The organism is Nocardiopsis sp. MG754419 (assembly GCF_018207095.1).
GTDB lineage: Bacteria > Actinomycetota > Actinomycetes > Streptosporangiales > Streptosporangiaceae > Nocardiopsis.
Map to the genome: position 1 here is coordinate 107,358 of NZ_QOCZ01000002.1, position 14,076 is coordinate 121,433.

General features: G+C 70.0%; 11 protein-coding genes. 7 read left to right on the top strand and 4 right to left on the bottom strand.

Going from position 1 to position 14,076, the window contains the following annotated elements:
- Nucleotides 1-54 precede the first annotated feature (54 nt).
- On the top strand, nt 55-939 hold the full coding sequence (locus DSY14_RS00995) for a carbohydrate ABC transporter permease (RefSeq protein ID WP_374223966.1): 885 nt from the start codon (nt 55-57) through the stop codon (nt 937-939).
- A gap of 73 nt (nt 940-1,012) precedes the next feature.
- On the opposite strand, the gene DSY14_RS01000 is transcribed toward DSY14_RS00995, so the two are convergent.
- Nucleotides 1,013-2,593 (bottom strand): long-chain fatty acid--CoA ligase, encoded by a 1,581-nt coding sequence (locus DSY14_RS01000; RefSeq protein WP_211714469.1) that lies wholly within the window; start codon nt 2,591-2,593, stop codon nt 1,013-1,015.
- A gap of 264 nt (nt 2,594-2,857) precedes the next feature.
- On the opposite strand from DSY14_RS01000, the gene leuS reads away from it, so the two are divergent.
- From leuS to DSY14_RS01015, 3 genes are all read left to right on the top strand, one after another.
- The gene (gene leuS, locus DSY14_RS01005) at nt 2,858-5,353 is read left to right on the top strand and encodes a leucine--tRNA ligase (RefSeq protein WP_211714470.1); all 2,496 of its coding nucleotides are present in this window, start codon (nt 2,858-2,860) and stop codon (nt 5,351-5,353) included.
- Between the two features lie 125 nt (nt 5,354-5,478).
- Nucleotides 5,479-6,060: a hypothetical protein gene (locus DSY14_RS01010; RefSeq protein ID WP_374223964.1), complete on the top strand. Its 582-nt coding sequence runs from the start codon at nt 5,479-5,481 to the stop codon at nt 6,058-6,060.
- Nucleotides 6,057-6,713, top strand: coding sequence for a hypothetical protein (locus DSY14_RS01015; protein ID WP_211714471.1), 657 nt, complete (start codon nt 6,057-6,059; stop codon nt 6,711-6,713). The genes DSY14_RS01010 and DSY14_RS01015 overlap by 4 nt, the downstream gene beginning before the upstream one ends.
- A gap of 26 nt (nt 6,714-6,739) precedes the next feature.
- Here DSY14_RS01015 and DSY14_RS01020 read toward each other — a convergent pair whose 3' ends face one another.
- Nucleotides 6,740-7,831: an alpha/beta hydrolase gene (locus tag DSY14_RS01020; RefSeq protein WP_307851094.1), complete on the bottom strand. Its 1,092-nt coding sequence runs from the start codon at nt 7,829-7,831 to the stop codon at nt 6,740-6,742.
- 68 nt (nt 7,832-7,899) lie between these two features.
- Nucleotides 7,900-8,631: a transcriptional repressor LexA gene (gene lexA / locus DSY14_RS01025; protein ID WP_211714472.1), complete on the bottom strand. Its 732-nt coding sequence runs from the start codon at nt 8,629-8,631 to the stop codon at nt 7,900-7,902.
- A gap of 617 nt (nt 8,632-9,248) precedes the next feature.
- On the opposite strand from lexA, the gene nrdR reads away from it, so the two are divergent.
- From nrdR to DSY14_RS01040, 3 genes are all read left to right on the top strand, one after another.
- On the top strand, nt 9,249-9,761 hold the full coding sequence (gene nrdR / locus DSY14_RS01030) for a transcriptional regulator NrdR (protein WP_211714473.1): 513 nt from the start codon (nt 9,249-9,251) through the stop codon (nt 9,759-9,761).
- A 97-nt stretch (nt 9,762-9,858) separates the two neighbouring features.
- On the top strand, nt 9,859-12,645 hold the full coding sequence (locus DSY14_RS01035; RefSeq protein ID WP_211714474.1) for a vitamin B12-dependent ribonucleotide reductase: 2,787 nt from the start codon (nt 9,859-9,861) through the stop codon (nt 12,643-12,645).
- Between the two features lie 449 nt (nt 12,646-13,094).
- On the top strand, nt 13,095-13,523 hold the full coding sequence (locus DSY14_RS01040; RefSeq protein WP_211714475.1) for a CBS domain-containing protein: 429 nt from the start codon (nt 13,095-13,097) through the stop codon (nt 13,521-13,523).
- Nucleotides 13,524-13,536: 13 nt separating this feature from the next.
- Here the strand turns inward: DSY14_RS01040 and DSY14_RS01045 are convergent, their stop codons facing one another.
- On the bottom strand, nt 13,537-13,842 hold the full coding sequence (locus DSY14_RS01045) for a hypothetical protein (protein ID WP_211714476.1): 306 nt from the start codon (nt 13,840-13,842) through the stop codon (nt 13,537-13,539).
- Nucleotides 13,843-14,076: the final 234 nt, after the last annotated feature.

A 14,076-nucleotide genomic window follows, 5' to 3' on the forward strand; every position in this document is an offset into this window, starting at 1 on the left:
ATCGAGGCCTCCGTCGACAGAGGAGGGTCGTTGGTCACGTCTGACTCCGAGGCCATCGTCGAACGGGACGAGGCCGACTGGGAGGCACGGGTGCGGGCCGCCCGCCGACACGGCGGAACACTGCGGGTCGGGCGCGTGCTGGCCAAGGCGGCGGGGGTCTCCCTGCTTCTGCTCTTCACGCTGTTCCCCGTCTACTTCATGTTGGTCAGCGCCTTCTCCGAACAGGCCACCTCCGGTACGGGGGCGCTGCTGCCGACCTCCTTCACCTTCGAGAACTTCAGGTACGTCCTGGTGGAGGCCAACTTCCTCCTGTACCTGCGCAACTCGCTGACGGTCGCCGCCGTCACGGTGGCCATCGCCTGCGTGCTCGCCATGTTGGCGGCGGTGGCGGTGGGCCGGTTCCGCTTCCGGTTCCGCACGGCGGTGCTGGTCATGGTGCTCATCGTGCAGATGGTGCCGTTGGAGGCGCTGGTCATCCCGCTCTTCCTCCAGGTGCGCGACCTGCAGATGCTCAACACCGTGCTGGGTTTGGCCGTCGCCTACGTGGCGCTCTCCCTGCCCCTGGCGATCTGGATGATGCGCGGCTTCGTGGCGGCGGTGCCCAAGGAGGTGGAGGAGGCCGCCTACATCGATGGCGCCTCCTGGCCGCAGATGTTCTGGAAGGTGCTGTTCCCCCTGGTGGCGCCGGGTCTGGTGGCCACGGCCATCTTCTCCTTCATCGTGGCCTGGAACGAGTTCGTGTTGGCCATGACCTTCATGACCCAGAGCGAGAACTTCACGGTCGCGGTCGGGCTGCGTCAGTTCTTCGGGCAGTACGCCAACGACTGGGGACACGTCATGGCGGCGTCCACGATCATCACCATTCCGGTGATGGTGTTCTTCATCCTCGTCCAGCGTTGGCTGGTGGCGGGGCTCGTGCAGGGGGCGGTCAAGGGCTGATCCGGTCCGGCGCGCACACGTCCGCACGCAGGGGGCGGCATCCGAACGGGTGCCGCCCCCTCGACGCGTCGGGTCAGCCGTCGCGCAGTTCGCGCTTGAGGATCTTGCCGGTGGAGGTCATCGGCAGTTCGACGCGGAACTCGATCAGGCGCGGGTACTTGTAGGCGGCCAGCCGTTCCCGGGCGAAGGCGGTGAGCTCCTCGTGCGTGGTCTCCACACCGTCCTTGAGGATCACGAACGCCTTGACCTCCTCACCCTGGGTGTCGTGGGGGACCCCCACCACGGCGGCCAGACTCACCGCCTCGTGGGTCATCAGGATCTCCTCGACCTCACGCGGGTACACGTTGTAGCCCCCGCGGATGATCATGTCCTTGGAGCGGTCGATGATGAAGTAGAAACCGTCGCCGTCGCGCCGCGCGATGTCGCCGGTGCGGAACCAGCCGTCCCGGATCACCTCGGCGTTGACCTCGGGACGCTCGTGGTACCCCTTCATGACCAGGTGGCCGCGGACCGCGATCTCACCGACCGGGTCCTCCCCGTCCGCCGCCACGACCTCGTTCCACTCGGGGTCGATCAGTTTCATCTCCACACCCCAGACCGGGCGGCCGATGGAGCCGGGCTTGGCACCGGTGGCGGGGTTGTTGAAGGAGGCGACCGGAGAGGTCTCGGAGAGGCCGTACCCCTCCTTGATGGCCACACCGAAGAGTTTGGTGAAGTCCTCCGACAGCTGGGCGGGCAGGGCCGAACCGCCGGAGACGGCGTCGACGACGTTGTCCGCGATCCGCGCCAGGTCGTACCGGCCGGGCTCGGCGGACCGGGCCGCGTTGAGCAGGCCCCAGTACATGGTGGGCACCCCCGCGAAGCCGGTGACGTTCTCCTTCTCCATGAGCGTCAGGGCCTGGTCTCCGTCGAACCGGGGCAGCAGCACCATCGTGCCGTGGCGGTAGAGCGGGGCGTTGAGCATGACCGTCTGGCCGAAGATGTGGAACAGCGGCAGCACCACCAGGGAGACGTCACGACCGTCCGGGTGGGGGTTGACCAGGCTGGAGGACGCCACGGCGTTGAGCAGCAGGTTGGTGTGGGTCAACTCGGCGCCCTTGGGCCGCCCGGTCGTGCCGCTGGTGTAGATGATGACGGCGGTGTCGTCGCCCTGGGCCTGCACCGTCTCGAACGTGCCCGGCATGCCGTTCAGGGCGGCCCAGAGGGTCTCGGCGCCCTCGATGGTGGACTCCGTGGCACCCGCCGAGGGCGGCATGTCCACGAACACCTCGCACGTCGACACCTGCGCGAAGGCCTCGTGACACCGCTCGCCCAGCGGGAGTTCGGGCGAGCCGGTGAAGGCGAACAGGGCCTTGGCCCCGGAGTCCTCCAGGTGATAGACGATCTCGCGCGGGGTCAGCAGGACGTTGAGCGGGACCACCACGGCGCCCGCCTTGAGGGCGCCGAAGTACACGAACGGGAAGTAGGGCAGGTTGGGGCTGGCCAGGGCCACCCTGTCGCCCGGCCGGATCCCCCGGGCCACGAGCAGGTTCGCGACCTGGTTGGCGATCATGTCGGTGATCGCGTAGTCGAGACGGGTGTCGCCGAAGACCAGACACTCCTTCTCGGGCGTGGATCGCGCACCGTCCTCCAGGAGCGTGGACAGGTTGAACATGGGGCCTCCCGCGGCCGGTCGTTGAGGACAGGTGCCACGAACGCAGATGTGACCTGGATCGCGAGTCCTGCGCCACTTTGACGGCAGAGTAACAAACCGGACGGTCGGTGTGGAGGGGGTCGGGGTCCGTGAAACCACCGATCCCCGGTGCGCGCTCCGCGACCGGGAGGGCGTCGGGCGACCCGGAAACGGGTCCTCGATCGGGTGCGTCAAGCGCTAACCTGAAGGCGACACACCAGGACACGGCCAAGGGAACACTGAGCGATGACAGCGGTAGACGGCGACCAGACGACGGGCGACACCTACGACGCCCGCGCCCTCCAGGACAAGTGGCAGGCGCGCTGGGCCGCGGAACTCCCGTTCAAGGCGAGCGAGGACGCCGCCGACGACCGGCCCCGCTCCTTCATCGTGGACATGTTCGCCTACCCCTCCGGCGACCTGCACATGGGTCACGCCGAGGCCTACGCCATCGGTGACGTCATCGGTCGGTACCGCCTCCAGCGCGGCGACAACGTCCTGCACCCGGTCGGCTGGGACTCCTTCGGGCTGCCCGCCGAGAACGCGGCGATCAAGAACAACTCCCACCCGGAGAAGTGGACCTACGCCAACATCGAGACGCAGGCGTCCTCGATGGCGCACTACGGCGTGGCCGTGGACTGGTCCCGTCGCATCCACACCAGCGACCCCGAGTACTTCAAGTGGAACCAGTGGCTGTTCACCCGGTTCTTCGACCGGGGGCTGGCCTACCGCAAGGACGGCCTGGTCAACTGGTGCCCGCAGGACCAGACCGTGCTCGCCAACGAGCAGGTCGTCCAGGGCAAGTGCGAGCGCTGCGGCTCCGACGTCGAGCGCCGCGCCCTCAACCAGTGGTACTTCAAGATCACCGAGTACGCCCAGCGCCTGCTGGACGACATGGACCAGCTGGACCACGGCCGCTGGCCGGACGAGATCCTGGCCATGCAGCGCAACTGGATCGGTCGCTCCACCGGTGCCGACGTGCACTTCCGGATCGAGGACCGCGACGCGCCGGTCACCGTCTACACCACCCGGCCCGACACCCTGTACGGCGCCACCTTCTTCGTGGTGGCCGCCGACGCCGACCTGGCCGAGGAGCTGTGCGCGCCCGAGCAGCGCGAGGCCTTCGAGGCCTACCGCTCCGACGTCGCCAAGCTGTCGGACATCGAACGCCAGACCACCGAGCGTCCCAAGACCGGTGTGTTCCTGGGGCGTCACGCCATCAACCCCGTCAACGGCGAGCGCATGCCCGTCTGGGCGGCCGACTACGTCTTGGCCGGTTACGGTCACGGCGCCATCATGGCGGTGCCGGCCCACGACCAGCGCGACCTGGACTTCGCCCTGGCCTTCGACCTGCCGGTGCGGGTCGTCGTCGAGACCGGCGAGCCCGACCCGGCCGAGACCGGCGTGGCCACCGCGGGGGAGGGCACCCTGCGCGACTCCGGCCCGCTGGACGGTCTGTCCAAGACCGAGGCCATCGCGCGCATCATCGAGGTGCTGGGCGAGCGCGACACCGGCGAGGCCACCGTCAACTTCCGCCTACGCGACTGGCTGCTGTCCCGCCAGCGCTACTGGGGCACCCCGATCCCGATCATCCACTGCCCCTCGTGCGGCGAGGTCCCCGTCCCCGACGAGCAGCTGCCGGTGACCCTGCCCGAACTCAAGGGCGCCGAGCTGGCCCCCAAGGGCATCTCCCCGCTGGCCGCCGTCACCGACTGGGTGAACGTGGACTGCCCCACCTGCGCCGGTCCCGCCCAGCGTGACACCGACACCATGGACACCTTCGTGGACTCGTCCTGGTACTACCTGCGCTACTGCTCCCCGCGCCTCGACACCGCCCCCTTCGACAGCGAGGCGGTCAACAAGTGGGGGCCCGTCGACCACTACATCGGCGGTAAGGAACACGCCACCCTGCACCTGATGTACGCGCGGTTCTTCACCAAGGTCCTGCACGACATGGGCATGGTGGACTTCACCGAGCCGTTCGCCCGCCTGACCAACCAGGGCCAGGTCATCAACCAGGGCCGGGCGATGTCCAAGTCGCTGGGCAACGGCGTCGACCTGGGCAAGGAGATCGACGCCTACGGTGTGGACGCGGTCCGTCTCACCATGCTGTTCGCCTCCCCGCCCGAGGAGGACGTCGACTGGGCCGACGTCTCGCCCACCGCCGCGATGAAGTTCCTCAACCGCGCCTACCGCGTCATGCACGAGGCCGGAGCGGCGAGCGTCCCGGGTGCGGACTTCTCCGCCGGTGACACCGAGGTGCGCCGCGCCACCCACCACGCCATCGACCAGGTCACCGCCCTGATCGAGGACAAGCGGTTCAACGTGGCCATCGCGCGGTGCATGGAACTGGTCTCGGCCGCCCGCAAGGCCATCGACTCCGGCCCCGGCGCGGCGGACCCGGCCGTACGCGAGGCCGCCGAGTTCATCGCCATCGCCCTGTCCCTGTTCGCGCCCTACGTGGCCGAGGAGGGCTGGGAGAAGCTGGGTCACACCGGCAGCGTCGCCGTCGGCAACTGGCGTACGGCCGACCCCGCGCTGCTCGTCCAGGAGACGGTCACCTGCGTCGTCCAGGTGCAGAGCAAGGTCCGCGACAAGCTCGCGGTGTCCCCCGACATCGACCCGGCCGAGCTCGAGCGGCTGGCCCTGGCCTCGGAGAAGGCCCAGGGCTTCATCGGTGACAAGACGGTCCGCAAGGTGGTCGTCCGCGCACCCAAGCTCGTCAACATCGTCGTCGGCTGACACACCGGACGGGGGCGGTGGTCGCGACCGCGACCACCGCCCCCTACCGTGAGGTCCACACACATACGGGAGGCGAGGGCCGGGTGGGCGCTTCGAGGGACGGGCGGGCCGTGCACCGGCCCTGGGTGTGTGCGTCGATCATCGCGGCCGGCGCGGTGATGGTCTCCGCCGCGGCCGTCGGCGGCGGTCTCTGGTGGGCCGGGGGCGACCCCGAACCACCGGGCGGTCAGGACGACCACTCCGCCGCGCCCACGTGCGCGTCGGTCCCCGAGGACACGCTCGCCGAGATCCTGCCCGGCGCGGTCCTGGAGACCGACGACCGAGGCCCCGTGGCCGGGGGTGAGCACACCGCGTGCGTGTGGACCACCCTGGGGGAGACCGAAGGCGACCGCGCGGTGCTGCGGGTGGACCTGTCCGCCCGGTTCACCGACGCCACCGTCGATCCCGTCGTCACCGGTGACCAGGCCGCCACGGCGGCCCACGAGGCCGTGGTGCCGGTCCGGGGAGAACCCGTCGACCTGCCCGGTTCCGTGGGCGCCGAGGTCTGGCGCGGCCAACTCCCCGGCACCGCCGAACTCGCCTTCCACACCGCCAACCTGCTGGTGCGGGTCTCCTACACCGCAGAGTCCGAGGGCGACCCGGTCACCTTCACCGACGCCCGCGACACCGCCGTGGAGATCGCCTCCCGGATCGGTGCGGACCTGTGAACGAGGCGCGCGAGACCGACCCCGGGGCGCCCCCGCCGCAGAGCCGTGTCTTCGCCGTCGTGCTCCTGGTGACCGTGGTCGTGCTGGCGCTCGTCGTCCTCGGCTGGTCGGTCCGCTACCTGTTCCACAGCGGGGCCGAACGCGGCGACTACGAGGCGGCGCCCGACTGCCCCGTCGGTGAGACCGACGTCCTCGACGAACTCGTGCCCGGTCACGAGGCCGAGATCGAGGAGGACATCGGCTCCGTCGACGACACGTTCGGCGCCGGACGTCAGTGCCGTTGGGCCACCCCGGAGGGCGGCGGGGCGGCGGTGCCCGCGGCCGCCACGCTCGTCGTCGTCGCCGCGCCGGTCGAGGGCGGGGAGGAGATCGCCGCGGACAACCTGGAGTCGACCGCCGCAGGCCACGACCCGCAGCCGGTCGACGACCTCGGGGAGGAGGCGCTGTCCTGGGTCGAGGCGGGCGCCTTCGAGGTCGGATGCGTCGGTGCCCGGGTCTCCAACCTCTACCTGGAATCCTGCTACACCGCCGCCACCGACTACGACGCGCTGGAGTCCATCGACGGGGAGGCGGCCGCCGCCGACGCCGAGCGGCTCATCCGCGCGGTCCTGACGGACCTTCCCGACTCCATCGAGGCCGACGAGACCGACTGAACCGGCTCATCGGGACAGGCCCGGCCTCACCACAAGCCGTCGACGAACTCCGTCACGGCGGGGGCCACCTCGGGGGAGAAGGCGCGGTCGGCGTCCAGAGCGGCGGCCCCGGGAGAGTCGTCGTACTCGCGCAGGACGTGGTCGACCCCGGCCAGGTCCACGCGCTCGGCCTGCTCCAGGCCGCCCATCAGGCGATCGACCTCCTCGCGTTCGATCTGCGCGTCCTCGTCACCCCAGAGCACCAGGACCGGGGTGTCGGGGTCCAGGTCGCCGGCCAGCTCGGGTGGGTCGAAGGCGTCGATCCAGGCGAGGTAGTCCTGGTCCTGCGGGGTGAACGGCCCGGTGGCGTCGTCCTCGGTCAGTTCCCGTCCGGCCCTGATCCAGGCCCGCGCCGCCCGGGTGTCGGAGAGCATCCGTACGGCGTCGGCCTCTTCGAAGGCGTCCTGCGCCTCGGCCGTGCGCACCTGTTCGGAGAGTTGGCGGTCGATGACGTCGAGCATGCGCGTTCCGGGCGGGGCGGCCAACACCAACGCGGGGTCGGCGCCGTCCAGGACCTCGTGCGCGCGCAGGGCGAACAGGGCGCCCTCGCTGTGTCCCACGACGATCGTCCGTTCCGGGTCCACCTCGGGCTGTTCGATCAGCGCGGCGTAGGCGGCGGCCATCTGGGCGTCGAAGACGTGGGGATCGACCGTCTCCTCCAGGGCGTCCTCCACCCTGTCGTCCCAGGACTCGGGGTCGCCGCTGCCGAGTTTGTCGTACCGCAGCGTCGCCACGCCTGCGGCGCCGAGTACCCGGGACAGGTTGAGGTTGGTGTCGGCCTCTGGTCGCGGGGGGCTGTTGCCGTCCCGGTCGGTGGGTCCGCTGCCCGAGATGATGAGCGCACCCGGTACACCCTCCGGTGCACCGTCGGGGGGAGTGGTGAAGGTGGCGCCGACGGTGAACCCGCCGCCCTCGAAACTGAGCTCGCGTTCGGTGCCGCTCACTCCGGGCCGCTCGGGTCCCTGGTCGGTGGGACCGCAGGCCGTGGCGAGCAGGGTGACGGCGGCGACCACCGAGAGCAGGTGGCCGCGGTGGAGCGGGAGGCCGGTGAGCGCGGGGGTGCGGGCAGGTGTGGACACGCTCCTCAGCGTATCGGCCGAACCCGCCCGCACCACCCCGACCGTGCCCGCGTGCCCGCGGGCCGTGGTCAGACGCGGCGCATCACGGCGACGACCTTGCCGAGGATGGTGGCGTCGTCACCGTTGATGGGATCGTAGGCGTCGTTGCGGGGCATGAGCCGCACGTGCCCGTCGTTCTCGCGACGCAGCACCTTGACGGTGGCCTCGTCGTCGAGCATGGCCGCGACGATGTCGCCGTTCTCGGCAGTGGGCTGCTGACGCACCACCACGAGGTCGCCGTCGGTGATGGCGGCGTCGGTCATGGAGTCGCCGACCACGGTGAGCATGAACAGGCGGCCCTCGCCCACCAGCTGACGGGGGAGCGCCAGTACGTCCTCGACCGCCTCCTCCGCCAGGATCGGACCACCGGCGGCGATCCGCCCGATCAGCGGCACCGACGTGGCCCGTGTGGCGTCGGCGTCGAGCTCCTCGGGGGTGAGGCTCCGGCCGTGGTCGCGGCCGGGGGCGCGCAGTTCCACGGCGCGCGGCCGGTTCTGGTCCCGGTGCAGGTAGCCCTTGCGCTGGAGCACCTTGAGCTGGTGCGCGACGCTGGAGGGGCTGGACAGGCCGACGGCGTCGCCGATCTCCCGGATGGAGGGCGGGAACCCGCGCTCGCGCACGTACCGCTGGATGCAGTTGAGAACGCTCTGCTGACGTGCGGTCAGCTTGGCGGCTTCGGGCGCGGCACCGCCCGTGTCACCCACGGGGGAAAGAACGGTGGTGTTTCCTGGGTCGACGACCCCGGGGTTGTCCTCCGGCACGGCCGGGCCTCCTCGGCGTTCGGTTCGGTCAGGGCCTGTTCGGGTGGCCGGTGCCGGCCACGTCGACCGGTCGGCGGTCGGGTCGCGGAACCGACATGAAATCAAGGTCAAGATTAGTCGTTGCAGACGGTGATATCAAACAAGCGTTCGACGGTGCGCGGCGACGACTTCGCTTTCCCGGCGGGCCTTTCCGGTGCCCCCGGCTCATGCGCGAACCCGTGTTCTCCCGTCGACGGCGCCGGAACGCCGGAACGGTCCGCGCCGTGGCGCGGACCGGAGGGGTATGGGTCACGTCTCGCGCGGGTCCCCGGCGGGCGGGAAAGCCGGTCCATCAAGGGATTCGTCACGTGCCGAGGGCGCGGCGGGCGGGGGTCCGCGAGCCTGGTGCCCCCTATCCTGGGAGACGACGCCCCTCCGGGCGGAGTCCTCCTCCCCTTCCCGCTCCGCGCCTTGTGACCCCACCTGGCGGACACGCCTGCGCGAAGGTTGCAGGCCGCGCCGTCGAGGTCTAGGTTCAACCACAACATCTGGTGTTGCCAGTGAGTCCTGTCGCTAGAAGTTGTGGTTTAGTAGACTCTAGAGTAGTGGTTCGGGTCGAGGGAAGCAGGTGAACCGGGATGCATTGTCCGTTCTGTCGTCATCCGGATACCAGGGTGATCGACAGCAGGTCCACGGATGACGGTTCCGCGATCAGGCGCCGCCGATCCTGCCCTGTCTGTGAGCGTCGCTTCACCACGCAGGAGACCGTCCTGCTCATGGTCGCCAAGCGCTCCGGGGTCACCGAACCCTTCAGCCGGACCAAGATCATCGCCGGGGTGCGACGTGCCTGCCAGGGGCGGCCCGTCTCCGAGGACGCGCTCGCCAAACTCGGTCAGAGGGTCGAGGAGGAGATCCGAGGCCGGGGGGTGGCGGAGGTGCCCGCCCACGAGATCGGGCTGGCCATCCTCGGTCCGATGCGCGAACTCGACGAGGTCGCCTACCTCCACTTCGCCAGCGTCTACCGGGGCTTCGAGAGCCTGGCCGACTTCGAGGCCGAGATCGCGGGCCTGCGCCGGGACCGCGGTGAACCCGACGGCGGTCCCGACGAGGACCCCGACCCGACCAGACCCACCGCCGACACCGTCTCGTAGCGGTCCGGGCGCGCGCGGCACGCGCCCGGGCCGCGGCGACAGTCAGAATCCGCGCGGACGCGACCGGCCCGCGCACCAGCTATTTCAGGGGAACGTCATGACGGAGACCACCAGTGGTTCAGCGGGGCGCAAGGGCAGGAAGGCGCCCAAGGGACTGAAGATCGAACGGGTCTTCACGACCCCGGGCACGCACCCCTATGACACCCTCGGGTGGGAACGTCGCGACGTCGTCATGACCAACTGGCGTGACGGCAGCGTCAACTTCGAGCAGCGCGGCGTGGAGTTCCCGGCCTCCTGGACGATGAACGCCACCCAGATCGTGGCCAGCAAGTACTTCCGGGGGGCCCTCGGCACCCCGGAGCGCGAGTGGAGCCTCAAGCAGCTCATCGACCGCGTCGTCGGCGTCTACACCGAGTCCGGCCGTGCGAACGGATACTTCGCCTCGGACGAGGACGCCGAGATCTTCGACCACGAGCTCAAATACGCCCTCGCCCACCAGTACTTCAGCTTCAACTCGCCGGTCTGGTTCAACGTCGGCACCACCTCCTCCCAGCAGGTCAGCGCGTGCTTCATCCTGTCCGTCGACGACACGATGGAGTCGATCCTCGACTGGTACAAGGAGGAGGGGATCATCTTCAAGGGCGGATCCGGCGCGGGTGTGAACCTGTCCCGCATCCGCTCCAGCAAGGAGCTGCTGTCCTCCGGCGGCACCGCCTCGGGTCCGGTCTCGTTCATGCGCGGCGCCGACGCCTCGGCGGGGACCATCAAGTCCGGCGGCGCCACCCGTCGTGCCGCGAAGATGGTCGTGCTGGACGTCGACCACCCCGACATCGAGGAGTTCGTCGACACCAAGGCCCGTGAGGAGCACAAGATCCGGGCCCTGCGCGACGCCGGCTTCGACGTGGACCTGGGCGGCGACGACATGTTCAGCGTCCAGTACCAGAACGCCAACAACTCCGTGCGGGTCTCCGACGCCTTCATGCGTGCCGTGGAGGCCGACGCCGAGTTCGGCCTGACCTCCCGCACCTCGGGCGAGGTCGTGGCCACCGTGGACGCCAAGGACCTGTTCCACCGCATGGCCAAGGCCGCCTGGGAGTGCGCCGACCCGGGCATCCAGTACGACGGCACCATCCAGGACTGGCACACCAACCCCGAGACCGGCCGCATCAGCGCGTCCAACCCCTGCTCCGAGTACCTCTCCCTCGACGACTCCTCGTGCAACCTCGCCTCGATCAACCTGCTGAAGCTGCTGCGCGAGGACGACACCTTCGACGTGGAGCACTTCACCCGGCTCACCGAGCTGATCATCACGGCGATGGACATCTCCATCTGCTTCGCCGACTTCCCCACCGACAAGATCGGTGAGACGACCCGCGCCTACCGGCAGCTGGGGATCGGTTACGCCAACCTGGGCGCGTTGCTCATGGCCACCGGCCACGCCTACGACTCCGACGGCGGGCGCGCCGTGGCGGCGGCGATCACCTCGTTGATGACCGGTACCGCCTACCGCCGCAGCGCCGAGCTGGCCGGGGTGGTCGGTCCCTACGACGGCTACAAGCGCAACGAGCGGGCGCACAAGCGGGTCATGCGCAAGCACGCCGCCGCCAACGACGACCTGCGCACCGTCGGCTCCCTGGAGGAGCCCGTGCACGTCGCGGCGACCGCGCAGTGGGCCGAGTGCCTCAAGCTCGGTGAGCGGCACGGCTGGCGCAACGCGCAGGCCTCGCTCCTGGCCCCCACCGGCACCATCGGCTTCATGATGGACTGCGACACCACCGGGATCGAGCCCGACTTCTCGCTGGTCAAGTACAAGAAGCTGGTCGGCGGCGGTTCCATGCGGATCGTCAACCAGGCCATCCCGCGGGCTCTGAACAACCTGGGCTACCAGGAGGAGCAGAGCGAGGCGATCGTCGAGTTCGTCGCCGAGAACGGCCACGTCGTGGACGCCCCGTCGCTGCGCACCGAGCACTACGAGGTGTTCGACTGCGCCATGGGTCGCCGCTACATCGAGCCCATGGGCCACGTGCGCATGATGGGGGCGGTGCAGCCGTTCCTGTCCGGAGCGATCTCCAAGACGGTGAACGTGCCCGAGGAGGCCACGGTCGCCGACTTCGAGCACATCTACTACGAGGGCTGGCGCCAGGGGCTCAAGGCCCTGGCCGTGTACCGCGACAACTGCAAGGTCGGACAGCCCCTGTCCACCGGCAAGAGCGAGGAGAAGGCGGCCCCGGAGGTCGTCGAGGTGGCCCGTCCCGTGCGTCGGCGACTGCCCAAGAAGCGCCCGAGCGAGACCACCTCGTTCTCGGTCGGCGGTGCCGAGGGTTACATCACGGCCGGCTCGTACCCGGACGACGGCCTCGGTGAGGTCTTCATGAAGCTCGGCAAGCAGGGTTCCACCCTCGCCGGGGTCATGGACGCGTTCTCCATCGCGATCTCCATCGCCCTGCAGTACGGGGTGCCGCTGGAGACCTACGTGGACAAGTTCACCAACATGCGCTTCGACCCGGCCGGTATGACCGATGACCCGGACATCCGCATGGCGCAGTCGGTGGTGGACTACATCTTCCGCCGCCTGGCCCTTGACCACCTGCCCTACGAGGAGCGCGCCGCCCTGGGCGTGCTGTCCGCCTCCGAGCGCGAGGCACAGGTCCACGGCGAGGACCCGGCCCAGGTCGCCGCCCAGGTGGAGTCCTACGCCCAGTCGGCCGCCTCGGCCGAGACCCCCGTCACGCCCGCCGAGGGGCGGACCGGGACGCCGTCGGCGCCGGTCTCGGAGGGGTTCGTGGCGGACGCGCCTCTGTGCATCACCTGCGGGACGAAGATGCGGCCCTCGGGCAGCTGCTACGTCTGTGAGGGATGCGGCTCCACCAGCGGCTGCAGCTGACGCGGTGGGGGAGACGGGCCGCTCCGTCTCCCCCCGACCGTGCTCGGATGTGCGGGCGGCCCCGTCCCGGGCCGTGCGCACATCCGCCGCGGCAGGGGCGTCCTGAACGACGCGCCGTTCCGCCTTCCCTCAGGGCCCGCTTCTGGATCATGGGGCGGTGGATGAGTTCCGGTGGTGGGCCTCGCACACGTGGCCGGGGCCTGGTCCAGTGGCCCGGGACGAAGGATCCTGAGCTGCGGCGTGACGTGCCTTGTCGGCCGCGCCCGGGTCCGGGCCGGGCGGCCGGTGGGTGTATCCCGGTCCGGGGCCGACCGTGTCCGTGGCCGGTGGACCGGGCCGGACCCACCCGGGTGAGGCGCCCGCTTCCGCCGAACCCGACCCCCATCGGGGTTGCGGGGACGCGAGCCTGGGTAATCCTTCGGCACGCACATCAGCGGAAGGTGGTCCCCATGCTGATAGCCGCCATCCTTCGAACCAAGGGCGCGGACGTGGTGAGCGTCGCCCCCGACGCGACCGTCGCGTCACTGCTCACCGAACTCGCCCGCCACAACATCGGTGCCGTCGTCGTCGCCCGGCAGGAAACCCTCATCGGCATCGTCTCCGAACGCGACATCGTCCGCCACCTTCAACGGCGCGGACCCGAACTCCTCGAAGCCCCGGTCTCGGACATCATGACCGCGGACGTGGTCACCTGTACCCCCGAGGACACGGTGGAGGGGATCAGCGAACACATGACCCGACGCCGTTTCCGGCACGTGCCGGTCACCTCGGAGGGCCGTCTCGCCGGGATCGTCAGTATCGGCGACCTCGTCAAGAGCCGCCTCCGTGACCTGGAGGACAACCGCGCCCTGCTGGAGGGCTACATCCACGGGCGGTGACGGCCGGTGGACGTCACTCCTCGGTGCGGTCGCCCGCCGCGACCGCGAGCGCCGCGGTCGCGGCGGTCACCCCCAGGACCGCCGGCCAGGAACCGATCTTCTCGGCCAGCGGGTGCGCCAGCCCGAACGCCCCCACGTACGCGCCGGTGAGCGCCACGGCGGTGCCCAGGCCGGAACGGCGACGCCAGGTCTCGAAGGCCGCCGCGCCGAACACGGCCAGGACGGCTCCGCCCAGGGGACGGTTGCCGGTGGCGCGGGCCACCGAGTAGCCACCGATGAGGCCCGCGGTGGTGAGGGCGGCGCTGGGTACTGCGGTCATCGCGGTTCTCCCCGTCGGATGTGGTGCGTCCCTCCGACGTTAGTCCCCCCTCGGCGAGGGCCCATCGGCGGCGCGCCCGTCATCAGGTGGTGGAGGAGTGATCACGCTCTGGCCACAGGCCCTGTGTTCCGGTTGTGCAGCGTGGCACCCTTGTGTACTGACCGCTACCCCTTCTCCACGTGCGAAACCTGCCCTCAGCTGGAACCAAGGCGGCGTACGTCGCGTCGAAGGCGT